Source organism: Iocasia fonsfrigidae, assembly GCF_017751145.1.
Classification (GTDB): domain Bacteria; phylum Bacillota; class Halanaerobiia; order Halanaerobiales; family DTU029; genus Iocasia; species Iocasia fonsfrigidae.
Map to the genome: position 1 here is coordinate 1947192 of NZ_CP046640.1, position 25153 is coordinate 1972344.

General features: G+C 34.8%; 22 protein-coding genes, 1 pseudogene and 1 riboswitch. Of the genes and pseudogenes, 21 read left to right on the forward strand and 2 right to left on the reverse strand.

Annotated elements, in window-relative coordinates:
• The first annotated feature begins 11 nt into the window (after nt 1-11).
• The 11 genes from GM661_RS09235 (at nt 12) to GM661_RS09285 (ending at nt 9771) form a co-directional block, all read left to right on the forward strand.
• Entirely contained in the window at nt 12-719 is a 708-nt protein-coding gene (locus GM661_RS09235; protein ID WP_125990215.1) for a Stp1/IreP family PP2C-type Ser/Thr phosphatase, read from the forward strand.
• A gap of 14 nt (nt 720-733) precedes the next feature.
• Nucleotides 734-2656, forward strand: a complete 1923-nt coding sequence (pknB, locus tag GM661_RS09240; RefSeq protein ID WP_230869732.1) for a Stk1 family PASTA domain-containing Ser/Thr kinase — start codon at nt 734-736, stop codon at nt 2654-2656.
• Nucleotides 2657-2668: 12 nt separating this feature from the next.
• On the forward strand, nt 2669-3502 hold the full coding sequence (rsgA, locus tag GM661_RS09245; RefSeq protein WP_230869733.1) for a ribosome small subunit-dependent GTPase A: 834 nt from the start codon (nt 2669-2671) through the stop codon (nt 3500-3502).
• Between the two features lie 12 nt (nt 3503-3514).
• A complete protein-coding gene (gene rpe, locus GM661_RS09250; protein ID WP_125990220.1) occupies nt 3515-4162 on the forward strand; it encodes a ribulose-phosphate 3-epimerase in 648 nt (215 codons plus the stop codon).
• Between the two features lie 38 nt (nt 4163-4200).
• A riboswitch (TPP riboswitch) is annotated at nt 4201-4304 on the forward strand.
• A gap of 39 nt (nt 4305-4343) precedes the next feature.
• Nucleotides 4344-4874 carry an energy-coupled thiamine transporter ThiT gene (thiT, locus tag GM661_RS09255; protein ID WP_125990222.1) on the forward strand — a complete coding sequence of 177 codons (531 nt, stop codon included), beginning with the start codon at nt 4344-4346 and terminating at the stop codon, nt 4872-4874.
• A gap of 34 nt (nt 4875-4908) precedes the next feature.
• The gene (locus GM661_RS09260) at nt 4909-5559 is read left to right on the forward strand and encodes a thiamine diphosphokinase (protein ID WP_125990224.1); all 651 of its coding nucleotides are present in this window, start codon (nt 4909-4911) and stop codon (nt 5557-5559) included.
• Nucleotides 5560-5629: 70 nt separating this feature from the next.
• Nucleotides 5630-5827, forward strand: a complete 198-nt coding sequence (locus tag GM661_RS09265; RefSeq protein ID WP_125990226.1) for a hypothetical protein — start codon at nt 5630-5632, stop codon at nt 5825-5827.
• Nucleotides 5828-6180: 353 nt separating this feature from the next.
• Nucleotides 6181-6966, forward strand: coding sequence for a M48 family metallopeptidase (locus GM661_RS09270; RefSeq protein ID WP_230869734.1), 786 nt, complete (start codon nt 6181-6183; stop codon nt 6964-6966).
• 81 nt (nt 6967-7047) lie between these two features.
• Nucleotides 7048-7887 carry a fumarate hydratase gene (locus tag GM661_RS09275; RefSeq protein ID WP_230869735.1) on the forward strand — a complete coding sequence of 280 codons (840 nt, stop codon included), beginning with the start codon at nt 7048-7050 and terminating at the stop codon, nt 7885-7887.
• Between the two features lie 10 nt (nt 7888-7897).
• Nucleotides 7898-8440 (forward strand): Fe-S-containing hydro-lyase, encoded by a 543-nt coding sequence (locus GM661_RS09280; RefSeq protein ID WP_230869736.1) that lies wholly within the window; start codon nt 7898-7900, stop codon nt 8438-8440.
• 104 nt (nt 8441-8544) lie between these two features.
• The gene (locus tag GM661_RS09285) at nt 8545-9771 is read left to right on the forward strand and encodes an NAD(P)-dependent malic enzyme (RefSeq protein WP_230869737.1); all 1227 of its coding nucleotides are present in this window, start codon (nt 8545-8547) and stop codon (nt 9769-9771) included.
• A 97-nt stretch (nt 9772-9868) separates the two neighbouring features.
• Here the strand turns inward: GM661_RS09285 and rpmB are convergent, their stop codons facing one another.
• A complete protein-coding gene (gene rpmB / locus GM661_RS09290) occupies nt 9869-10099 on the reverse strand; it encodes a 50S ribosomal protein L28 (protein WP_230869738.1) in 231 nt (76 codons plus the stop codon).
• A gap of 227 nt (nt 10100-10326) precedes the next feature.
• Between rpmB and GM661_RS09295 the strand changes: the two genes are divergently transcribed.
• The 6 genes and pseudogenes from GM661_RS09295 to coaD all read left to right on the forward strand — a co-directional run bounded on the left by GM661_RS09295 (nt 10327) and on the right by coaD (nt 16737).
• Entirely contained in the window at nt 10327-10689 is a 363-nt protein-coding gene (locus tag GM661_RS09295) for an Asp23/Gls24 family envelope stress response protein (protein ID WP_125990239.1), read from the forward strand.
• Nucleotides 10679-12322: a DAK2 domain-containing protein gene (locus tag GM661_RS09300; protein WP_230869739.1), complete on the forward strand. Its 1644-nt coding sequence runs from the start codon at nt 10679-10681 to the stop codon at nt 12320-12322. Before GM661_RS09295 ends, GM661_RS09300 begins: the two co-directional genes overlap by 11 nt.
• A gap of 10 nt (nt 12323-12332) precedes the next feature.
• Entirely contained in the window at nt 12333-13211 is an 879-nt protein-coding gene (locus tag GM661_RS09305; protein ID WP_230869740.1) for a DegV family protein, read from the forward strand.
• Nucleotides 13208-15259: an ATP-dependent DNA helicase RecG gene (gene recG, locus GM661_RS09310; protein ID WP_230869741.1), complete on the forward strand. Its 2052-nt coding sequence runs from the start codon at nt 13208-13210 to the stop codon at nt 15257-15259. Before GM661_RS09305 ends, recG begins: the two co-directional genes overlap by 4 nt.
• Nucleotides 15260-15698: 439 nt before the next feature.
• A pseudogene (gene rsmD / locus GM661_RS09315) lies at nt 15699-16244 on the forward strand (16S rRNA (guanine(966)-N(2))-methyltransferase RsmD); the annotation flags it as partial.
• A 4-nt stretch (nt 16245-16248) separates the two neighbouring features.
• Nucleotides 16249-16737 carry a pantetheine-phosphate adenylyltransferase gene (gene coaD / locus GM661_RS09320; RefSeq protein WP_230866630.1) on the forward strand — a complete coding sequence of 163 codons (489 nt, stop codon included), beginning with the start codon at nt 16249-16251 and terminating at the stop codon, nt 16735-16737.
• A 36-nt stretch (nt 16738-16773) separates the two neighbouring features.
• On the opposite strand, the gene ylbJ is transcribed toward coaD, so the two are convergent.
• Entirely contained in the window at nt 16774-18006 is a 1233-nt protein-coding gene (gene ylbJ / locus GM661_RS09325; RefSeq protein WP_230866631.1) for a sporulation integral membrane protein YlbJ, read from the reverse strand.
• Between the two features lie 415 nt (nt 18007-18421).
• On the opposite strand from ylbJ, the gene GM661_RS09330 reads away from it, so the two are divergent.
• The 4 genes from GM661_RS09330 to GM661_RS09345 all read left to right on the forward strand — a co-directional run bounded on the left by GM661_RS09330 (nt 18422) and on the right by GM661_RS09345 (nt 25149).
• The gene (locus GM661_RS09330; RefSeq protein WP_230866632.1) at nt 18422-19651 is read left to right on the forward strand and encodes an aspartyl protease family protein; all 1230 of its coding nucleotides are present in this window, start codon (nt 18422-18424) and stop codon (nt 19649-19651) included.
• 123 nt (nt 19652-19774) lie between these two features.
• A complete protein-coding gene (locus tag GM661_RS09335) occupies nt 19775-20689 on the forward strand; it encodes a DMT family transporter (RefSeq protein ID WP_230866633.1) in 915 nt (304 codons plus the stop codon).
• Nucleotides 20690-20821: 132 nt separating this feature from the next.
• Nucleotides 20822-23497, forward strand: coding sequence for a bifunctional acetaldehyde-CoA/alcohol dehydrogenase (gene adhE / locus GM661_RS09340; protein ID WP_269059881.1), 2676 nt, complete (start codon nt 20822-20824; stop codon nt 23495-23497).
• Nucleotides 23498-23766: 269 nt separating this feature from the next.
• A complete protein-coding gene (locus GM661_RS09345) occupies nt 23767-25149 on the forward strand; it encodes a sigma-54-dependent transcriptional regulator (RefSeq protein WP_230866634.1) in 1383 nt (460 codons plus the stop codon).
• The last annotated feature ends 4 nt before the right edge of the window (nt 25150-25153 follow it).

The following is a 25153-nucleotide window of genomic DNA, read 5'->3' on the forward strand; positions in this document are numbered from 1 at the left end:
GGGTGGATAAGATGCAATACAAGATTTATACAAATATAGGTAAGGTTCGGGATGATAATGAAGATAGCTATTTGGTTAAAATGGAACCATACCCTTTGATAGCAGTTGCTGACGGCATGGGGGGGCATAGTGCTGGGGAGGTGGCCAGTAAACTGGCGGTTGATTTTATAAATGAATATAATTTTGTTTTTCAAAATAACCTTTTAAAGGAAATAGAAGATAGTATTAATGCCGCAAACATGAATATTCACAAGCTTGGAAATCAAAAGCAGGAGTATCGTGATATGGGTACAACTCTTTCAATGGGTATAATCTACCAAAATTCTTTATATATTGGACATGTAGGAGATAGTAGAATATATCTTTTCAGGGATAATACTGGCAAACAACTAACCACTGATCATTCCCTGGTAAATCAACTACTTAAAAATAATCAAATAACATGTAAAGAGGCCTTTAATCATCCACAACGACATATAATTACCCAGGCATTGGGTACTTCTAGTAACTTAAAGGTTGAGACCAAAAAGGTTTCCTTACAGAATAATGATATCCTGTTATTCTGTACTGACGGTTTAAGTGATATGGTTAAATTTAATATTATTGAAGAGTTGTATCAGAGTCATTCTAATCTAAAAGAGTTAAGTAATAATTTGGGAGAAAAGGCCCTGGAAAATGGTGGTAATGATAATATTACATTTATTCTCTTCCGGGTATAATATGGGGTGTAAGCATGCTGGAAAAAGTATTAAATAAACGTTATAAAATAATAAAGGAACTGGGTAAGGGTGGTATGGCTATTGTCTATGAAGCCCAGGATGATCTCCTTGACCGCAAAGTGGCCCTCAAGATGTTACGTCCTGAATATATAAATGATAAGGATTTTGTAAAGAGATTCAGGCATGAAGCCAAGGCAGTTGCCCGTTTGTCACACCCAAATGTAGTTAATATTTTTGATATTGGACAGGATGGAAAATATCATTACCTGGTGATGGAGGATGTTGATGGTTATAACTTAAAGGATATTATTAAGGAAAAAGGTAGACTGGATACCTTTGAGGCTTTGGATATAGCCCGGCAGATATGTGCTGCCTTAATAGTCGCCCATAACAATAATATTATTCATTGTGATATTAAGCCTCATAATATTTTATTAACCCCTGATAAACAGGTAAAAGTAACTGATTTTGGTATTGCCAGGGCAGCAACATCATCCACCTTGACAATAACTGATACTGTTGTAGGGAGTGCCCATTATTTTTCTCCTGAGCAGGCCAGAGGTGGAGAAATAAAGAGTTATTCAGACCTATATTCACTGGGCATAGTAATCTATGAAATGTTGACAGGTCAAGTTCCTTTTAAGGGTGATAGCCCGATTTCTGTAGCTTTAAAACATATCCAGGAAAAACCTAAACGACCTGGTCTGATTAACCCTGATATACCTGAAGAAGTTGAAAAATTAGTAATGAGGGCTATTGCTAAAGAACCTTCAGTTAGATTTCAGAATGCTGATGAGATGAAAAAGAGTATTAATAAGGTCATTGCTAAGCTAAAAGATAATATTAAACCAGCTAATTTTGTTGCTTCAGATAATGACGAGACCAAGGTTTTAAAAAGAGTAAAGGTAGATAGTAGAGATAAGGGGATAAAAACGGGTAGTGATGAGAGGGAATATCTAAGTCAGCAAAAAGAAAGAGGAAAAATAGCCTGGGTTAAATGGATCGTGGCATTAGTTATCTTTCTAGCAATTACAGGGATAACTATGTTTATCTTTTATCAACGCTATATGGATGTTCCAGTTGTTGAGGTTCCAGATATTATTGGTATGAACCTTCAGGAAGCAGCTAAAGAGGCAGCCCAGGTAGGGCTGCAGATAGAGGAGCAAAATGAAGGGGTTAACCACCCGGAAATTCCAAAGGGGGATATTATTTCTCAGTACCCGACAGGTGGTGAAAGAGTCCGTCAGACCAGGGTTATTATGGTTACTGTTAGTAAAGGACCTGCCAGATTAAAAGCACCTGATTTTCTGGGGTTAACCTTAAGAGAGGCCCGGGTTATATTGGATAATAATAACCTTATCATGGGGAAGGAAGAGTATATCTATTCCAGTGAGATTACAGAGGGGGAGATAGTTAACCAAGATCCTGAACCTGGTGAAGAGATTGGGGTAGAAGAAGAAATTGACTTCATTATCAGTAAAGGTCCAGAACCAAACCGGGTAATAATGCCAGAGCTTCTGGGGTTAAGTAGGGAAAAAGCAGTTGAAAGAATTGAAGCATATAATCTTACTCTTGGTGAAATAAATGAGGAGTATAGTAAGAGATTTAAGGAAGGCCAGGTTGCCAAGCAGCAGTATAGTTCTGGCAATGAAATTGCCGAAGGAAGTAAAATTAATATTACAATTAGTAAGGGGCTGCTCAACGAAGATAATGCTGATGTTCACTCAGGGGTATTTAAAATTCAGTCAGTCCCTGCTGGCCCGAGGAATCAAGAGATAAAAATAATTATCTATGATAACAATGGAAGTGATCTTATATATAATAAAAAACATCAACCAGGGGATTATATTGCTTTGAACTTTAATAGTGTTGGTCCAACAATATTTGAGGTATATACTAATGATCAATTGTGGCAAGAGTACAAGCTGGGATATTAAAGGGAGGAAGCAATGAAAGGTATAGTGACTAAGGCTGTTGGGGGATTTTTCTTTCCAGCAGACAGTAATCAGAAGATATATCAAACTAAGGTTCGCGGAAAAATAAAAGATAAGATCTATCCAGGTGATCTAGTGGAGTTTACTGATGGGGTTATAGAAAGGCTTTATCAACGAAAAAATCTTCTTTTTAGACCTAGTATTGCCAATGTTGATCAAGTACTTATTATGTTAGCCATGGATCAACCAGCTTTTGATAGGAGGTTATTAGACCGTTTTTTGCTAATGGTTGAAGATATGAGGCTGAAGCCCCTTATTATCATTAATAAAATGGAGCTAAGTATGAATAAATCCCCAGTAGAGGGTTTTGAAGATTATTTTCAGGCAGGTTATAAAATATATTTTATAAGTGTAAAAGAAAAAAAAGGTCTTGATATCTTAGGTAAAACACTAGATGAACATGTTAATGTTTTAACAGGACCTTCAGGGGTAGGTAAATCATCTTTAATTAATGAAATGACTGATGCAAAACTGGCTGTTGCTGAACTTAGTCCTAAATTAAAACGTGGTGTTCATACTACTAGACATGTTGAATTGCTACCTGTTAATAAAGGTGGCTGGTTAGCGGACACACCTGGTTTTACTTCATTATCTATTAAGCATATAAAACATCAGGAATTAAGGTATTTTTTCCCCGAGTTTAGTGATTATCTGGATAAATGTCAGTTCAGGGGATGTAGTCATACACATGAACCAGGATGTGCTGTTAAAGATGCAGTTAGTAATGGTTTGCTTTCCAGAGATAGGTATAAGTCATATCAATTATTTTATGAAGAAATAAATAAGTAGGGAGTGTATGCGATGTCATTATTTTCACCGTCAATTCTGGCAGCAGATTTTAGTAATTTACGGGAAGAAATTAAAAAAGTTGAAAAAGCTGATTTCCTCCACTTAGATGTAATGGATGGTAGATTTGTTCCTAATATAAGTTTTGGGCCAGGTCTTATTAAAGCATTGAGACCTTATTCATCATTGAAATTTGATACTCATTTAATGATTGTTGAGCCTGAAAAATATATAACTACCTTTGCAGAAGTAGGTAGTGATCTCATTACTGTCCATGCTGAGGTAGTTACTCATTTAGACCGGGTGATTTCACAGATAAAAGATAAAGGCTGTAAGGCAGGTGTAGCATTAAATCCGTCAACCCCCTTAAATGTACTGGAATATGTTCTTGATAAAATTGATTATATTTTATTAATGACTGTAAACCCTGGATATGGCGGCCAAAGCTTTATCCCACTAATGTTTCAAAAGATAGTAAAATTAAAAGAACTTATTCAGGAAAGTAATCTGGATATAAAAATAGAAATTGATGGTGGGGTTAATTTAGACAACATTAATGAATTGTCTAATGCTGGGGTAGATATATTTGTGGCTGGTTCGGCAATATTTAAAACAGATAATCCAGCTGATACCTTAGCTAAAATGCGTGAAAAGACTAAATAAAGGGTGTTTATTGCAGGATTTTTAACTTTTTTGATGAATATACTTAAATGGGGAGCCTAACTGGAGGGCTGAGAGGATACTCATATCGACCCACTGACCTGATCCTGGTAATGCAGGCGAAGGGAAAAATCTTTACTGCTCCTCTGGTTTTGCTTACTAAAATAACAGGAGGAGATTTTTTATGCCAAATAAAAGGGTAAGAATGATGACAGAGATGGGGCTTGCTGTTGCCCTTAGTGTTGTCTTGAATTTTTTTCGATTATGGAAAATGCCTCAAGGAGGTTCAGTAAGTCTGGAAATGATGCCTATTCTAATTATTGCCCTGCGCTGGGGTGGTTTTCCCGGTATGTTAACTGGTTTCATCTATGGCTTAGCCCAGCTTATGTTTGATGCCTATATTGTTCACCCTGTACAATTACTGCTTGATTATCCGGTAGCTTATATGTTACTTGGTCTAGCTGGTTTTATTGTAATTAAAAATAGGAGTCAGCGGTTATTTTACTGTACAGCCTTTGCAGGTGTTTTAATTGGTGGTTTAGGACGGTTTTTATCACATCTTTTATCAGGGGTAATATTTTTCGGCCACTATGCACCTGAAGGGCAGAATGTCTGGTTATATTCTACGATATATAATGGGAGCTTTATATTACCGTCTTTGATTGTATCTTTTATTATTATTATTCCATTATATAAGGCACTGGATATGAATTAGTTATATTTTGTTCTTATAATAAAGGGAGATAAAAATGCGTGATTCTGCAGTTATAGTATTAAATGGGAAATTAATAGCTGGTAGTAATGAGTATAAAAAGTTAATAGATTTTGAGGATAGGATTGTAATTGGGGTGGATGGTGGTAGTTTATTATTGGAAGAGATAGGTTTTCTACCTGAGCTTATTATTGGAGATTTAGATTCTCTAACAAAGTATAAAATTAAGGAATATAAGCTAAAAGGAATAAAAATCATAGAATATCCCCGGGAAAAAGATGAGACAGATGGGGAACTGGCAGTTGATTACTGTTTGTCCAATCACATAAATGATCTTATTATTACTGCTTCTTTGGGGGGAAGATTTGATCAGCAGTTAGCCAATGTCTTTTTGCTTGAATATGCTTCCAAACAGGGTATCAATGCTATTATAAAAGAACCAGGAATTGAAATAGGCATTGTTAAAGGGAAAAAGAAATTTAATGATAAAAAAGGTATGGGATTATCATTACTACCTTTAAGTAGACAGGTAACTGATGTAGATATTTCAGGGTGTAAATATAAGCTGGATAAGGCCAGGTTAATTAGATATAAGACACGGGGTATTAGTAATCTAATAGAGAGTGAATCTGCCAGTGTAAGGATTAAAAATGGGGTATTGGTCTATATCTTGCGTAATAATACATAGAGAATATTGTTATATCCTGACCCTTTGTTTAATAGTATTAAATGAGGATTTAAACAGGGGGGGAAATAAGTTGAATATAAAATTAGGTGATTTTGTTGTCAGAAAGGAAGAAAAGAATGACCTTTTATTCCAGGTTACAGGTTTTGATGGTGATTTTGCCTTATTAAAAGGGGTAAGGATTCCTATTATAACGGTTTGTTCACTTAATAAATTGATTAAATTAAATAGAAAAAGAGAAGGTCTTAAAGCACTCAGGCGTGTAAAATAAAGGGTAGTTAATCATTAACTACCCTTTATTTATAATTTCTTAAATTATGCAGGATTTTTATTTGATATTTAGAATTTATAATATATAATTAAATATGTAACTTTGAAATTGTGGATAACTTTAAAGGCCGACAAATATATTTGCTTTCCTTGTCGTGCGCTACGGCGTTATGCCTACTCTTACTGTCGAGAAATTGTCTTTTGGTGTCCTACCTCCAGACAATTTCTAGAGTCGTTCAGCAAATATATTTGTCTGGTTTATGATTGTTTATTGTTTTGATTATGAAAAAGTTTTAGGCTATAGATGAAGCCAGTTTATTATTACATACTCAATGAAACAGGAGGGGGCGTTTTGTGAAGATATCATTTAAAAGATATTTTTGGTTTTTATCTATCTTTATAGTGTTATTGTTATTAAGCTCCGTAACATTTGCAGTATCTGATTATGAGGAATATGTAGCTAAACTTAATCTTGATGATTTATATGATGAATATGGCGATAACATTTATAAACTTGATGGTAATGATTATTTTGTTAAGATATTAGATAATTTAACAAACAGGCTTGACACAAAACTTCATTTTGAAATACATTATGTGGATTCAGATGTGGTAAATGCTTATTACATAGGTGATGGGAAGGTTGTTTTATTCAGGGGATTATTAGATAGACTGGCTAATAGTGATCAGCGTGCAGCGGTTATAGCACATGAGATGGGGCATGGAGTTAATGACCATATTGATGGTCAATTAAAGAGTGTCATTGGGCTTGGTATTGGCAGCTGGTTACTGGACCAGATTGTTGGTAAGGATTCTTCAGATAATACTTATAATTTATTAAAAAAATTTGGGCTGACATTGATTAATAAGGGTTATTCCAGGGAAAACGAAGAAGAAGCAGATTTGTTTTCTGTAAAATTGTTAGATAAATCAGGTTATAATCCCAGTGGTGCTGTACAAGTAATGCAGATTTTGGATAGACTTAATGGTAGTTATAATAGTGAATTACTGGAATTATTACAAACCCATCCTAACCCTCAGACCCGTATAGAATATATGACAAAAGAAATAAAAAAGACTACTGGTAAAAAACCTGAATACCTTAGTGGTGAGTACCTAGATCTTTATTTTAATGATTAGCTCTAATATAATTTTTTAACCCTGATTCTATTTATCAGGGTTATGTTGATAAACAAAGCTTTAAAAAAGGGTGATTATAAAATGAGACAGATAGACAAAAAAGAGATTGTATCAGCAGTGGCTCAACTTGTACAGGAAGCAAATTATTTCCTCGGTGATGATATGCTTAAAGCCCTTCATGATGGTAAAAGGGAAGAAGAATCTGTGATAGGTCAGGATATTTTCGCACAATTGCTGGAAAATGCTGGCATAGCAGCAGGAGAAAGGGTGCCTGTTTGTCAGGATACAGGTGTAGCTGTAATTTTTCTGGAGATCGGTAATGAAGTATATATAAATGGTAATATTTATAATGCTGTTAATGAAGGTGTCAGCAAGGGGTATCAGGACGGGTATTTAAGAAAATCAATGGTTAAATCTCCTATTGACAGGATTAATACAGGGGATAATACCCCTGCTGTAATTCATACCAGGATAGTTCCAGGGGATAAACTAAAGATAATTGCTGCTCCTAAAGGAGGGGGTAGCGAAAATATGAGTAGACTGCAGATGTTAAAGCCTGCCGATGGTATTGAAGGGGTTAAAGAGGTAGTTATCAATGCTGTCAGGGAGGCTGGCGCTAATCCTTGTCCACCAATTATAGTCGGGGTCGGTATTGGTGGTAATTTTGAAAAGGCTGCTCTAATGGCCAAGGAAGCCCTACTTAGACCAGTAGACGACAGTAGTGAAAACCCAGTGATTGCTAGGCTTGAACAGGAATTATTAAAGGATATAAATAAACTGGGAATCGGGCCACAGGGGTTAGGTGGAAAGAAGACTGCCCTGGCAGTTAAGATAAAGGAATATCCCTGTCATATAGCCTCATTACCAGTAGCAGTCAATATCAACTGTCATGCGGCCAGACATAAAGAAATTGTATTGTAGGAGGGATATTATGGAGATAAGCACACCACTGTCAACAAAGGATATAGCAGGCTTAAAAGCTGGTGATAGGGTTTATATTAGTGGTACGATATTTACGGCCCGTGATGCAGCACATAAGAGGTTGGTAGAATTAATTAAAAAAGGGGAAGAACTACCTATACCACTTAAGGGACAGGTAATATATTATGTTGGTCCAGCACCTGCCAGACCAGGTAAAGTAATTGGTTCAGCTGGACCAACTACAAGTTATCGGATGGATCCCTATACACCAGTGTTATTAGAAAATGGTTTAAAAGGTATGATTGGTAAAGGAGGCCGTTCAACTGAAGTTAAAGAGGCTATTTCTAAATATAAAGGGATTTACTTTGCTGCTGTAGGTGGGGCAGCTGCTTTGATTGCAAATTCTATTAAAAAAGCTGAAATAGTTGCCTATCCTGAACTTGGTCCAGAGGCAATTCACCGCTTAGAGGTAAAAGATTTGCCTGTTTTTGTAATCAATGATATCTATGGTAATGACCTCTATGAAGATGGGATAAAATCATATTGTAAATAAATATATACATCAGATTAAAAGTTGATAATGATGACAGAGCAGGTAAAATATTATATAATTAGGTGAAGAAATTTAAATAATTATAATTCTAGGAGTGATAACAGATGTCAATTTATGATGAAGCCCTGGATATGCATAAGAAAAATCGGGGAAAGATAAGCATTAAAAGTAAAGTTGCTGTGAAAAACAAGCATGACCTTAGTATGGCATATTCACCAGGTGTAGCTGAACCATGTAGAAAGATTGAAGAAAATAGAGATGCTATTTATGAATATACTAATAGAGGGAATTTTGTGGCAGTCGTATCCTCAGGGACAGCAGTACTGGGGCTTGGTGATATTGGTCCTGAAGCTGCTCTGCCTGTTATGGAAGGTAAGGCTGTTTTATTTAAAGAGTTTGCCGGGGTTGATGCCTTTCCAATTTGCGTTGGAACAAAAGATGTTGATGAGATTGTTAAGTTTGTAAAATTGTTGGAACCAACCTTTGCTGGAATCAATCTGGAGGATATTGCAGCACCGGAATGTTTTGAAATTGAAAATCGTCTCAAGGAAGAAACAAATATGGCTATTTTTCATGATGACCAGCATGGGACTGCTATTGTAAGTTTGGCTGGTCTTATAAATTCCTTAAAACTCATTGAAAAAAAAATAGACGATATAAAAATTTTAGTGAATGGTGCAGGAGCTTCAGCTACCTCTGTAACTAAATTGTTGTTAAAAGAGGGTGTTCAAAACATAGTTGTTTGTGATAGTAAGGGGGCTATTTATGAGGGAAGAAAAGAAAGGATGAATCCTGCTAAAGAAGAACTGGCTGCCCTTACTAATCCTGATAAAATTAAAGGTGAATTAGCTGATGTAATCAAAGATGCTGACGTATTTATTGGTTTATCAGTTGCCAATGTCCTGAGTGAAGAAATGGTTAAAACTATGAAAGATAACCCTGTAATATTTGGTCTCTCTAATCCAACACCTGAAATTGCACCTGAATTAGCCCAAAAAGCTGGGGCAAAGATTATTGCTACTGGTAGGTCTGATTATCCCAACCAGATAAATAATGTGCTGGCCTTTCCAGGTGTTTTCAGAGGTGCCCTTGATGTTAGAGCAAAAGATATTAATGAAGAGATGAAATTAGCTGCAGCACATGCCATTGCTAATTTGGTAGGGGAAGACCTGGCTGCAGATTATGTTGTGCCTGCTCCATTTGATCCCAGGGTAGCCCCTGAGGTAGCAGCTGCAGTTGCCAGGGCAGCAGTTGATAGTGGTGTGGCCAGGGTAGATATATCTGCTGAAGAGATAAAAAAACATACCAGGGAATTAAGCTCTATTACTTAGTAGAAATATATTAAAAAATAGTATATAAATTAAAAGAGTAATTCTTATTTTACTAAGAATTACTCTTTTATAAATAATAATAATATAGAGATGTATATTAATATGCCCTGTTAACCTTTCCTGATTTCAGGCATTGAGTACAAACCTTTATTCTTTTGGGACTTCCATCAATAATAGCCTTAACCTTTTTCAGGTTGGGTTTTTGTCTCCTGCCGGATACCTTGGTAATATGTCTACCAACGCCTCCTTCTTTTTTGGCCTTACCACGTCTAGTGATATTGTTAGCCTTGACACTACCTTTACCGCAAATTTCACAAACTCTGGCCATCCTACTCCACCTCCTCTTATTAACAATGTAATATTTATTTAAATTGATTTTGCGTCCAAAACATATTTTATCATAGGTAATAAAGAATAAGCAAGTAGAAAAGCAGGATTTTTCTAGTTATTTATTGAATATATTAAGTATTATAAATAAAAGAGATAGTGAAAACTCTTTTATTCTTGCATAGGAAAATATAATATAGTAGAATAGTTATGAAAAGAGGTGAAAGCATGGAAAAGGAATGGACAAATGACTATGGTAAAATAACAATAGCTAAAGAGGTTATTGCTAAAATAGCAGGTCTTGCCGCCATGGAATGCTATGGTTTAGTAGGTATGGCCTCCAGTAAGGTGCAGGATGGAATTGCCCATTTACTGGGATGGGAAAACCTTAGTAAGGGGGTTATTGTTGAAGTTGAAGATGATAATGTTAGTTTAGAACTAAATATTATTGTTGAATATGGTACCAATATTCACCAGGTAGCACATAATATAATAGAAAGGGTTAATTATACCCTTGAAGATAAAGTCGGAATAAAAGTTACAGAAATAGAGGTCAATGTACAGGGAGTGAGGGTTGGTAATGCAGGTTAATGAAAAAGTCAGAGGATTTATCAAAACTATTAATGGAGATAAATTTAAAGAGATGTTACTTTCTTCCCTGATGTGGTTGAAAGAACAGCAATCCTTAATAGATTCTTTAAACGTTTTTCCAGTTCCTGATGGTGATACCGGTACAAACATGTATCTTACCTTTCTTGATGCAGTTAAAGAGGTAAAAAAAATTAAAGAAAATGATGTAAGTAAGATTAATGAAGCCCTTGCTAAAGGCGCATTAATGGGAGCCAGAGGTAATTCTGGTGTTATTTTATCTCAGTTATTACGGGGGTTCTCCCTGGCAAATAAAGACAATAAATTAATGGACAGCAGTCATCTGGCTGATTCCCTGAGAAAGGCTTCGGAAATAGCCTATCAGGGGGTATTAAAACCAGTTGAGGGTACTATCTTAACTGTTTCCAGAAAGGCTGCTGATGGTGCTGAAATGGCCTATAAAAAAGAGCTCGATTTGGTAGCTGTACTGGAAAATACAATTGCCTATGCGCGTGATGCTCTGAAAAAAACACCCCAGATGCTGCCTGAACTAAAGGAGGCAGGGGTTGTTGATGCTGGGGGACAGGGGTATCTAACGATTCTGGAAGGACTCTTAAAGGGTTTGATAGGGCAGAAGGCTTATGAACATAAAGATCTGGAATTAATTCAGGCAACAGAGAAAAAAAATATAAAACAGAACTTAAAATATACTTATTGTACCCAAGTGCTTATTGAGACTAATAGTAAAAGGAATATTAAGAAGTTAAGGAGTGAGCTGGAGGATTTTGGTGATTCTCTCCTTGTTGTTGGTACTGATAATATTATAAAAATTCATATTCATACCAATCACCCAGGTGTAATCCTGGAATACGGTCTTAAAATAGGTTCATTAAATGATATCAAGATAGATAATATGCGACTCCAGAGTGAAGAAAAGATACGCCAGGAGGAAAAGAAACAAAAAAAAGAGTTTATTTCCAGTCAGGGAAAAGGTATTATTGCTGTCGGCCAGGGTGAAGGTATCAAAAAAATACTACATGACCTGGGGGTCGATATTATCATTGATGGTGGACAATCAATGAATCCAAGTACTAATGATTTTTTGAAGGCTATAGAGGATATAAATAGTCTTGAATTGATTATTTTACCAAATAACAAAAATGTTATTTCTGCTGCCAGACAGGCTGCTTCACTAAGTGATAAGAAGGTTGAAGTAGTACCTACTAAATCTATCCCTCAGGCAATTAGCAGTTTGCTTGTTTTTAATGAAGAGGCGGTTTTAAGTGACCTTAAAGATGCAATGATAACTGAGATGGAGAATGTTAAGACAATAGAGATTACAACTGCTGTTAAGGACTCTAAAGTAAATGGACTTGAAATTAAAACTGGTGATGTTATCGGGTTATTTAATCATGATATTAAACTACATGGTAGTGATTATAATGAGGTTGTTATAGGGATGATTAACGAAATACTGGATGATGAAGAACTGCTTACTATTTATTATGGTGAAGAGGTAAGTAAAGAGGAAGCTATTGCCTTAAAGGAACAGATATTTAATAATTTTGATTTTGATGAAATAGAGATATATAATGGCAAACAGCCCCTCTATCCCTTCATTATATCACTTGAATAGGGGTGTGAGAATGAAGATTGGTCTTCTAACAGATAGTACTTGTGATTTGAGCCAGGAATTAATAGATAGATATGAGATAGAAATCGTACCACTAACACTCCATTTTGGGGAAGATATTTTTCAGGATATGTTAGAGTTAACAGGTGAGGATTTTTTTAAGAAAATAAAAGAATCGGAAGAACTACCGACAACTTCTCAGCCGTCTATTGGATTTTTTGTAGAGAAATATCAGCATATGTCCCAAAAATATGATGTTATTATATCTATACATCTTTCAGGTAAATTAAGTGGTACCTGTCATTCTGCCCTGATGGCTGCTGAACAGGTAAGCGGGGTTCAGATTGAAGTTATTGATTCTCTGTCAGCCAGTCTGGGTATAGGATTTCTTGTTCTACTGGCTGCAAAATTAATAGAGGTAGGTAGAGATCTTAATGATATTATTGAGATATTAAAAAAGGCAAGAGATAAAATTAGTATATATTTTACAGTTAATGACCTCAGTTATTTAGAAAGAGGCGGAAGAATAGGTAAAGCCCAGGCTTTTTTTGCTTCGGTTTTAAATATTTACCCGGTTCTTAGTATCCCAGGGGATGACGGAAGGATATTGCCCTATGAAAAAATCAGAGGCAAAAAAAGAATTGCCAGGAAACTATCTAGATTAGTAAATACAGAATTATCAGCAGCCAACAATGGCTGGGTTGCTTTTATTCATGGACTTGATGAGCTGGATAATTATCAATTTTTTAAAGAAAGTGTTTTAAATAATATATCTAAGGCTAATGGAGAATACCTTAATTTTTCAAACTGGATAAGCCCTGTCCTGGGCTGTCATACAGGACCTTCTGTTTATGGAGGAGTTGTCATAAAAGGGGATTTTCTTGAATTATGAAAAATGAACTACCAAAAAGTGTTCAATTTATCAAAGGGGTCGGCCCTGCCTATAAAAAATTACTGGGGAAGTTAAATATCACAACTGTAGAAGATTTGTTGTATTATTTCCCTCGTGATTATCAGGATAGAAGTAAATATGTTCCTATGAATTCTGTTAAACCCGGGCAAGAAATTACTATTAAGGGTAAGGTTTTAAAGATTTATGAACAGAAGATCAAGCGGGGATTAAGAATTCTAAAGGTAACTATTAGTGATGGTAGTGATTGTATAAATGGTACATGGTTTAATCAGTCATACTTAAAGAAAAAGTTTCAAAAAGGGAAGGAATATATTTTTAGTGGTAAACTATCTGATAAAGCCTGGGGCTTCGGAAAAAAAGAGATTAATAACCCTGTCTTTGAGGAACTTGAGAGTGGGGAAACGATACATACTGGACGGGTAGTACCAATTTATGCGTTAACAGAGGGTATAAGTCAGCAGAAATTACGGGAAATTATGTATAAAGCCTTAAGTGATTTTGCCTGTCATGTAAATGACCTACTGCCCGATTATTTGATTAAAAAATATAGATTTCCTGATACAACAACAAGTCTCTGGGGATTGCATTTTCCCAGGGATAGAAAACACTATATTGCTGCCAGAAAGAGACTGGCCTTTGAAGAACTATTTTTGCTACAGTTACTGGTTTTACAGCGGAAAAAGAATCTTACTGGAGTTAAAGGTGTAGAACATAAAGGGGAAATCAATACTCTGGATAAATTTAAGGAGATATTACCATTTGAACTTACCACTGCCCAGCAGAGGGTCTGGACTGAAATTAAGAGAGATATGGCTAGACCAGTACCAATGCAGCGTCTTCTGCAGGGAGATGTTGGTTCTGGGAAAACAATAATAGCTGCTATGGCTTTAGTGGAGACTATGGCTAATACTTATCAGGGCATAATGATGGCCCCTACAGAGATACTTGCTGAACAACATTATCTAAAATTAAAACCATTATTAAGGGATCTAGGATTTAATGTTGTATTATTGACCGGTAGCTTAAAAGAGTCTGAACGCAGTAGGCTAAAGGAGTTAATAAAAAATAAAGAAGTAGATTTAATCATAGGAACACATGCCCTTTTTCAGGAAGATTTAGAATACTATAAAATAGGCTTAATTGTTATAGATGAACAACATAGGTTTGGTGTAGAACAGAGGTTTAAATTAAAGGACAAGGGTGATAACCCTGATTTATTAGTCATGACTGCTACACCAATACCCAGAACACTTGCTCTTACCCTATATGGAGATATGGATTTATCGATTATTGATGAACTACCGCCTGGACGCAGTCCTGTAATTACTACCTGGAGGACAGAGAAAGCCCGCAGCTCAATCTATAGTTTTGTAAAAGAGAAAATTAATAAAGGTCGACAGGTCTATATAGTTTGTCCATTAATTGAAGAATCTGAAGAAATAGTCGCTGTATCAGCAATGGAGATGTTTAAAACCTTAACTAAAGATACTTTTTCCCAGTATAGACTTGGTTTATTACATAGTAAAATTACGCAGGAAGAAAGAAAAACTGTTATGAAAGACTTTCGAGAAGGGAAAATAGATATACTGATCTCTACTACAGTTATAGAGGTTGGTGTTGATGTTCCTAATGCCTCAATAATGATAATTGAGAATGCTGAAAGGTTTGGTCTTGCCCAGTTACACCAGTTAAGGGGTAGGGTAGGTCGTGGTAAATATCAATCCTATTGTATTTTGATTGCTAATCCCAGGACCGAGGAAGGTACCAAGAGATTAAGTGTTATGACCGAGACTGATGATGGATTTAAAATTGCTGAAGCTGATTTAGAAATAAGGGGTCCAGGGGAATTTTTTGGTATTAGACAGCATGGACTCCCTGACCTAAAGGTTGCTAATATACTAAAGGATAATAGGATACTAATTACTGCCAGAGAGGAAGCAGAGGGACTTATTAATAATAATGGAATTTTAAAATACAAGTATCCATGCTTATATAATAAGTTACTAAATCTAGAATTAAAAGTATAAAAGGAGTTGGTTGATAAACCAACTCCTTTTGGGAGAGGAGAAATTGGAGGAAGAGTTTTAAATGGGGAGGACTTAACACTTACTCCTTATTTAAATCCTCATCCCCTAAATGGAACTACTATTAGTATAACTTTCTTTTTATGTAATATACATAAATTAAAAAATATTTTTTCTAAATTATTAAAGAGCCTGTTCGAAAAGTTATTGCTTATACTCCGGTGATTATATATCCATTCACTCACTGCCCTCTTCTATTATAAACGCATTGTTGAGGCCAGTACTAACGAATCGACTTGCACCACAGGTACTCCGTATTTGACTTGAGCCCACAAGAACAGTTTAATGTTGTGTTGCAGCGGTAGCACCTTAACTTCGTTCCGGGAAATATAATCACCTAAAACAATTCTTTTCGAACACATACTTAAATCAAAAGGAGTGTTTTATGCGTATCATTGCAGGAATTGCTGGTGGTAGAAAACTAAAATCTATTAAAGGCACCCCAACTAGACCAACTTTGGACCGGGTTAAAGAGTCCTTATTTAGTATTATTAATTTCTATATACCTGCTGCCCGTGTACTTGATTTGTTTGCAGGATTTGGTAGCCTCGGTCTGGAGAGTTTAAGTAGGGGGGCCAAAGAACTGTTACTAGTAGAAAAAAACAAAAGAAATATACAGGTTATTAAGGATAATATAGAGAGATGTAATTTCTCTGATAAAGCGGTAGTACTCAGAGAGGATGTTTTTATATTTTTACAGAACATCAGCAGTAATTTTGACCTTATTTTAATGGATCCCCCTTATGGAAAAAACTATGCAGCTAGAGCTCTGGAGTTGATTATAAAAAATAGAGTGATAGCCCAAGATGGCATAGTAGTTGTAGAACATGGTGTTGAAGAAGAAATGAAAGAATACCAATCTCTTGAGTTTATTAAATCTAAGTCATATGGTGATACAGGTATAACAATATATTCTGCAAAAGGGTGATAAAATGACTAGTAAAGTGGTTTATCCCGGGAGTTTTGACCCAATTACAAATGGACATCTTGATATTATAAAAAGGGCCTGTAGTGTGTTTGATGAAGTTATTGTAGCTGTTTTTCATAATCCCCAGAAAAAACCCCTGTTTTCAATGGAAGAAAGAGAAAAATTCCTCATTGAAGCAACCAGAGGGATAGATAATGTAATTATAGATAAATTTGAGGGTCTAACAGTTGATTATGTTAAATCAAAAAAAGCTATTGCAATTATTCGTGGACTGCGTGCTGTATCTGATTTTGAAGGGGAATTTCAGATGGCATCCTTAAACAAACAGATTGATGGTGAGGTTGAAACAATATTTTTTATGACAGATACGAAATATGCCTTTTTGAGTTCAAGTGTTATAAAAGAAGTAGCCCAATTTGGGGGTAATATAGCTGAGCTTGTCCCTGAACAGGTGGAAGAAGAACTAATGAAAAAATATCATATTTATAAATAATTTTAACTTTGATTTTTTTTATTATTGTATTACATTTTACCCATGGAAGTGAAAAAATATAATTTTAATCTTTTTTAATATATTTAATAGCAGCGCAATTACAAGTGAACAGATGATAATTCCCACAAAAATTATCAAGGTAAATAACCAGCCATTATGAATATTGAAACCCTGTACAAAAGGAGCAAAGGTTGTTTCAATACGTTCTCCAGAAAAAGTAAAAATAAATATAGTTAGAATAGCAGCCAGTATACCTTGTAATATCCTTGAAAAAAAATAGGGTTTAAGGCTAATATCAGTACCATTAACCATAGTAGCTACCTGGGCATGGACAGATAGACCACTCCAGGCTATAATGGCATTGGCTATGATTAGTTGATGAATCAAAGGTGCTTGAGCCTGGCTAGCCAGATTAGAACCATTGGTAATCTCAAAAAAACCGCTTATTAATGGTAATATCATGGCTTCGGTTAATCCTAAAGGCCGTAGTAAGATGATTATCAGTCCCCCAATAGCATCAAGAAAACTGGTAACAATGAAGATTCTGGTTACAACTGAAAAAAGGATAATAAAACCGCCCACCAGAAACAGGGTGTTGATCGATTCTTTTATCGAATCACCCAGTAATTCACCAAATGTACGCCCATCATTTTTTTTAGCGGCTATTAATTCAGTAACTGCATAAGAAAAGATATTTTTCCTTCTACTTCTGTGGTTATTTTTATATCTTGTATTTTGTATTTTACCTTCTGTTCCTTTATAGAATCGTAATAGGATGCCGATAATAATACTGGAGATATAATGAGCTGCAGCGATTATTATGCCTAACTCTGCCTTGTGAAACATACCAACTGCAACAGCCCCAATCATAAAGAGGGGATCTGCAGTGTTGGTAAAACTTACCAGTCTTTCGCCCTCAGTTTTAGTACAGAGATTTTTTCTTCTAAGGTTACCGGTTATTTTTGCTCCTATCGGATAACCGGAGGCCAACCCCATGGCCATGGCAAAAGCCCCTACACCCGGGACCTTAAAAAGCGGCTGCATAAGGGGTTCAAGTAATGCCCCCATAAAATGTACTACTCCAAGCCCCATTAATATTTCTGCTATTATAAAAAAAGGTAGCAGTGAGGGAAAGACTACATCCCACCAGACTTTTAGTCCCTCTAAAGCTGCATTGAAAGCATCTTCAGAAAATACAATAATAAAAACAGTAATCAGGATAGCAATTAATGCTGATATAATTATCCTTTCATTTTGTTTATCTCTCATTAAGATTAACCCCCTATATAAATTTGCTATAGTTAATAATTATTTTTCAGCAAAGAGGATTATAACTAATAGAGATAATTAATTTGAATTTATACAGGAATTATTTTAATCCTAAAATTAATAAGAAAATTAACATATGTATAGGTATTTAAAAATGCCAGTAAAGCTTTTATCCAGATAATTAACAATAATTTATGAATTTATAGAGTATTAATATAAATAGAACAATAGATTTTAAAGAAAAATTATGGAAGTCTGTTTTACAGTAGATTTATTCATAAAAAATAAAAAGATGTTTACTTTCCAGTTAAAAAGGATTATAATAGAAAATATCTAATAATAATAGGGATGCGTTTATTTACAATAATATTGTAAATAATAACATTTAAAAAATTAGTTACGAGGGGGAATTATAATGTTGAGTAAGATAAGTATAATTATATTATCATTGTTTTTACTATTTACTTTTTCTGTTCTGGCAGAAACGCCAGATATTATGCAAATTTTGACTGGAGGGCAAATAATAGATCAGAATGCTGAAAGTACTGTTCCTTTTGAAGCTATTGAAGCTATTAATGATATTGTAGTTAATGTAAAATTAAACTCTAATGATGAAGAATTTCGTTTTATTTTTGATACTGGTGCTGGAGTAACAACGATAAACAAAAGCCTTGCTGACAAACTTGGTTTGGACAAGATAGCTGAGGTATCTGCTGGAGATGGTTTTCAATCACAAAATATATCTCTGGTGAGCTTAGATAGTATTGTTCTGGGAAACACAGGGGTAAAAGATTGTGGAGCAGCCATCTTTGATCTGGATAATGTATTTGATTCAATAGATGGAATTCTTGGGAGTAATTTTTTGAAGAATTTTATTGTGAAAATTGATTACCAGTCTAAATTAATTTCCCTTTACACAAAATCAGATCTAATTAAGACTTCAAATTATGATTATCATTTAAGACTAGATAAAGATCAGACAGGTTTGATTTCAACCCCATTAACTTTTGAAGGGCTTGAAAAACCTATTTTCTGTGGGATAGATACTGGTGATTCTAAAGATATATATTTAAATATTCCGACAGGTTACCTTTCTCAATTTAAGCAAAATTTAAGTTCTCCATTGATTGAATCAGAAGGCGTTACACATGGTGGATTATTTGGTGAATCTAAAAGCCTGATTGGACGTCTTAAACATGTCCAGTTTGGTAATTTACAGCTTTCTAATCTACTAGTAGACTTTGATGACAGTGATCTTTCTTTTGGAACGATTGGCAATAGTTTTCTATCTAATTTTAAGGTGATTATTGATTATCCCAAAAATTATATGTATCTTAAAAACGTTAAGGGGAAAAAGCTGAAGACTAATATCTATGATTTTGGGTTTTCATTACAGAAAGTTGAAGATAGTAGCTTGCAAATAGTCAGTCTGTGGCCAGGGTCTTCTGCTAAAAAAAGTGGCTTAAATATTGGGGATAAAATTATCAAAGTTACTACCAGGGATGGTAAGAGAGTTCCTTTAGATAAGAGTGAGATTAAAAAACATGATTTGTTATACTTACTTGTAAAACAGGGAACTAAGGAGAAAAAAATAATTATTAAAAAACAATTTTTATTACCTAAGCTAATTATTTCATCCCAATGATTTATATTTAATAAAATTTATGATAGAATCATCTAGAAGGTTTTTTAAATCTAATTATGATAATAACATATATAACATTTATTATACATAAAATGTTCATATTTAAACTATATTGCAAGGAAGATGATTACTATTAAAAAAAATAATTTAGCATATTATTATTTAACTATAACAGTTAGTGCCTGGGGGAGTCTATATGTAGCCAGTAAATATGTGCTTGATAAGATACCTGTTTTTACAGTCTTGTTTCTGCGTTATTTTATTGCAGGGATTGTTCTGTTTTTTTTCTTTAGGAAAAACGGCTCAGAAAAAATAGCAAGAAAGGATTATAAATATGTTTTTTCCATTGGCTTCATAGGTTATTTCCTGGCAATAGGGGCACAACTTGCAGGGACAAAACTTTCCAATGCCTCATTTGCTTCACTAATTAACTCAATGAATCCGGTTTTTATCATATTGTTTGCTGCCCTGATACTTAATGAAAAATTAACTATCAATAAGGTGATTTCTGTGATGGCAGCTATTTTAGGTACATATATTATTACAGGTGGAGGAAATGCTACAGGGCAAATATTAGGTATTCTTTTATCCTTTGTTTCTGTTATAAGCTGGTCACTTATGACAGTGATAGTAAGAAAAGTGACTCAAAAATATGATTCTTTTACTATTACTACCTATGGTATAATTATAGCTATGTTTTGTACACTACCTGTTTCAATTTATGAACTCCATGTAACAGCTGATTTTGATTTTGTTCTGGAGTGGAAAGTTATTTTCTCTCTTATATATATAGGTGTTGTCTGTACAGCCATGGCACATATGTTGTGGAATAAAAGTATATCAATGATAGAAGCGGGAAGGTGTTCACTCTTTTATCCCATACAGGCAATGGTATCAGTTCTATTGGGATGGATTATACTGGGCGAAAATATTGATATCAAATTTATTTTTGGTGCTGTTTTTATAGTTGCTGGTGTTTTGTTTAGTATTCTTGGTAAAAAGAAAGAGATATTATATACTGAGTCTTTAAATTCCTGAAAATTGTTTTTTGAAAAGTAAATATCTTATATTTTATAACAATCTCTGTTGAACAAAGAGATTGTTTTTTTATATAAAAATTATAATAAATTTTCTTATAGATACAAAAACTAAGCTGAAAGGGGGTTCTATATGAGTAAGGAATATAACTACGAATTTGCGATACTGGAAGAAAAATTAACACAAGAGGAGAGATCTGACAAGAGGAAGATAGCTGGTAGAGAAAATGATGCTGCATTACAGGTAGAGGAGTTAATAAAAAAGGGAAAAAATGCCTTAATGAAAATGGTTAGACTTGATCAGGACCAGATTGATTATATAGTCAAAGAGATGGCTATGGCGGGTCTAGCCAATCATATGAAACTGGCTAAACTTGCTGTAAATGAGACAGGTAAGGGTGTTTATGAGGATAAAATAGTGAAAAACCTATTTGCTACAGAATATATATATCATAGTATTAAGTATATAAAAACTGTTGGTGTTATTGATGAAAATCAAGAAGAGGATTATTATGAGATCGCAGAACCGGTAGGTGTTGTTGCTGGTATAACACCTGTTACTAACCCTACCTCTACTACATTATTTAAATGTCTGATTGCTATTAAAGCACGAAATCCAATTATATTTGCTTTTCATCCTGGTTCACAGCAATGTAGTGTTGAATCAGCCCAGGTAATGAGGGAGGCAGCTGTTAGAGCTGGGGCACCGATAGATTGTATCCAGTGGATTGAAAAACCTTCTATAGAGGCGACCCAGTTTTTAATGAAAAATGATGGTATATCTTTAATATTGGCAACAGGTGGTTCATCTATGGTAAAGGCTGCCTATAGTGCGGGAAAACCTGCTCTAGGGGTAGGTCCTGGTAATGTCCCCTGTTATATTGAAAAAACAGCTGATATAAAACGTGCTGTTACTGATTTGATTTTATCTAAAACCTTTGATAATGGAATGATCTGTGCTTCAGAACAAGCTGTTATTATAGATGATGAAGTATATGAAGATGTGACGGCATATATGCAAAAACTCGGCTGTTATTTTGTTAATGAAAATGAACTAACGAGATTAGAGGATATTGCTATTAATAAGGAAAAAGAAGCAATGAATCCACAAATAGTTGGGCAATCTGCCTATAATATAGCCAGCATGGCAGGTATAGATGTTCCTCAAGATACAAAAATTCTTGTAGCAGAACTGGCTGGGGTTGGCCCTGATTACCCCTTATCCCGGGAAAAACTAAGCCCGATACTGGCCTGTTTTCGGGTCAGTGGTTATAAAGAAGGGATAGAACGGTCCATAGAGATGGTTAATTTTGGTGGTTCAGGTCATTCAGCAGTTATTCATTCTAGTGATGAAATGGTAATTGAAGAGTTTGCTGAAAGGGTTAACACTGGCCGTTTGATAACAAACCAGCCATCCAGCCATGGTGCTATTGGTGATCTCTATAATACAACAATGCCGTCCCTTACTTTGGGCTGTGGTTCCTTTGGAAGAAATAGTACTACAGCAAATATTACTGTAGTAAACCTGATTAATAAAAAAAGGGTAGCGAAAAGAAGGTATAATATGCAGTGGATTAAAATACCAGAGAAAATCTATTTTCAACCTGGTTCAGTGCAGTATCTGGCTAAAATGCCTGATATTTCACGGGCCTTTATTGTAACAGATAAGACCATGACAGAATTTGGTTATGTAAATAAAGCCCTTTATCACCTCCGCAAGAGAGATGGTAGGAATTATGTCCATTCTGAAATTTTTGATGAGGTTGAACCTGACCCTACTGTACAGACAGTTGAAATGGGTGTGGAAGCTATTAATACTTTTAAGCCTGATGTAATTATTGCCCTGGGTGGTGGTTCAGTAATAGATGCTGCTAAGGCTATGTGGCTGTTTTATGAACACCCGGAAACCGATTTTGCTGATTTGCGGATGAAATTTATGGATATCCGCAAAAGGGTTTTTAAGTATCCAGAATTAGGCAAAAGAGCAAAATTAGTTGCCATACCGACTACATCTGGAACTGGTTCAGAGGTGACTTCTTTTACAGTAATTACAGACCCAACCAACGAAACAAAATATCCACTAGCAGATTATGAATTGACCCCTGATGTTGCCATCATTGACCCTGATTTTGTTCAGACCTTACCTGCCAGTGTAACCGCAGATACAGGGCTTGATGTCTTAACACATGCTATTGAGGCATATGTATCGGTGATGGCCTCTGATTATACTGATGGTCTGGCCATGAAAGCTATCCAACTGTGTTTTGATTATTTACCGCAGGCATATAGAAATGGTGAAAACCAGGAAGCACGGGAAAAGATGCATAATGCCTCCTGTATTGCAGGGATGGCTTTTACCAATGCCTTTCTGGGAATAAATCATAGTTTAGCCCATAAACTCGGTGGTGAATTCCATATTCCCCACGGCAGGGCAAATGCCATTCTATTACCCCATGTAATCAGTTATAATGCCTCTAGACCTACCAAGTTTAATTCTTTTCCAAAATACGAGTATTATATTGCTGATGAGAAATACTCAGAGATAGTAAAATACCTGGGTTTACCCTGTAGTAATACCCATCAAAATATTGGGTGTTTAATCCATAATATAATTGAACTATGTAAGGAACTTGATATGCCACTTTCAATTAGAGAATGTGGTATAGCAGAAGATGAATTTATGGGGGTTGTTGATGAATTAGCAGATAAAGCCTTTGAAGACCAGTGTACAACTGCTAATCCAAGAATGCCTCTGGTAGAAGAATTGAAAGAGATCTATATCAGAGCATACCATGGGTATCAGGGATGAATGGACTATAATATTATTATAGATTTTTAAACAAGGCCTTCTAAGAAATTAGAGGGTCTTTTTGCTTATATTTATATGTTTTGTTTCTATAGCCAGGAAAAAAATAAAAGGAATTTCAAATTATTAATTGAAATATTATAAATATACAAAAATAGATTTTACTTTTGAGGAATTTTTTAATAAAATACTGTTATTAAGTGTTATAATATTATCTATTAATTATAATTACTATTATTTGATATTTCGTTTGGAATAATTGGAGGGTAATTATGAAGCAAAGTAGTCTATTGATTATTGATGATGATAATGGCTTGCGGACCAGTTTAGCTGCTTTTCTAGGGAAAAATAATTATAAGATTATTACTGCTAAAAATGGCGAAGAGGGTATAAAACAGGTAGAAACTCATGACTTTGATCTGGTATTACTTGATATACGTATGCCTGGTATGGATGGAATAACTGCCCTTAAAAGAATTAAAAACCTATCTCCTTATGTTAATGTGATTGTAATAACTGGCTTTGGGAGTGTTGAAAGTGCGGTTGAGGCAATGAAAGAAGGGGCACTCGATTATATTACTAAACCATTTAATCTCTCTGAACTTAAAGAAAAGATTGAAAAATACCTGAGAATAGAATATTTAGTTATTAAGAATAAAATGGCTCAGGAAAATGAAGAGAAGGAAGAAAAAGTAACAGGGTTTAATGATATAATAGGGAAAAGTTCTGAAATGCAGGATATATATAAATTAATAAAAAAAATAGCTCCCAGTGATGTGACTGTTTTGTTACTTGGTGAAAGTGGTGTAGGTAAAGAAATGATTGCTAAAGCCATCTATCAAAACAGTCAAAGAAAAGAAGGGCCGTTTGTAAAACTGAACTGTGCAGCAATACCAGAACATTTACTGGAATCTGAACTTTTTGGCTTTGAAAAAGGGGCCTTTACTGGTGCCAGTCAACAAAAAAAAGGATTGTTTGAACTTGCTAATAATGGAACAATTTTTCTTGACGAAATTGGTGATATGAGTTTAGCAACACAATCCAAGGTTTTAAGGATATTACAGGAAGGAGAATTCCAAAGAGTTGGAGGTGTAAAAGCCCTGAAAGCTAATGTCAGGGTTATTGCTGCAACTAATATTGATATTCAACAGGCAATAGACAGAGGAGATTTTCGTGAGGATTTATATTACCGACTTAATGTTGTAAAAATTAATATACCACCACTAAGAGAAAGAAGAGAAGATATTCCATTACTAGTAAATGAATTTATTGATTATTATAATAAAAAATATCACAAGAAAGTTCAAGGTGTGACACCAGATGCACTCCGATTACTAATGTGCTATGAGTGGCCGGGGAATGTCCGTGAATTAAAGAATGTCTGTGAACAGGTTATAGTTCTTACTGAAACTGATATAATTACAGCTGATGACCTGCCAGATGAGATTAAGGATAAAGGATTAAATTTTGATTCCAGCAATTCCCCTCAGACCCTTAAAGATATTACTAAAAATCTCACGACAGAGATTGAAAAGAAAATAATTCTTGATACCCTGGAAGAAAACGATTGGAATCGTAATGACACTGCAGAAAAATTAGGAATAACACCCCGTACACTATATAACAAAATTAAAGACTATAGCTTAGATAAATGAAGGT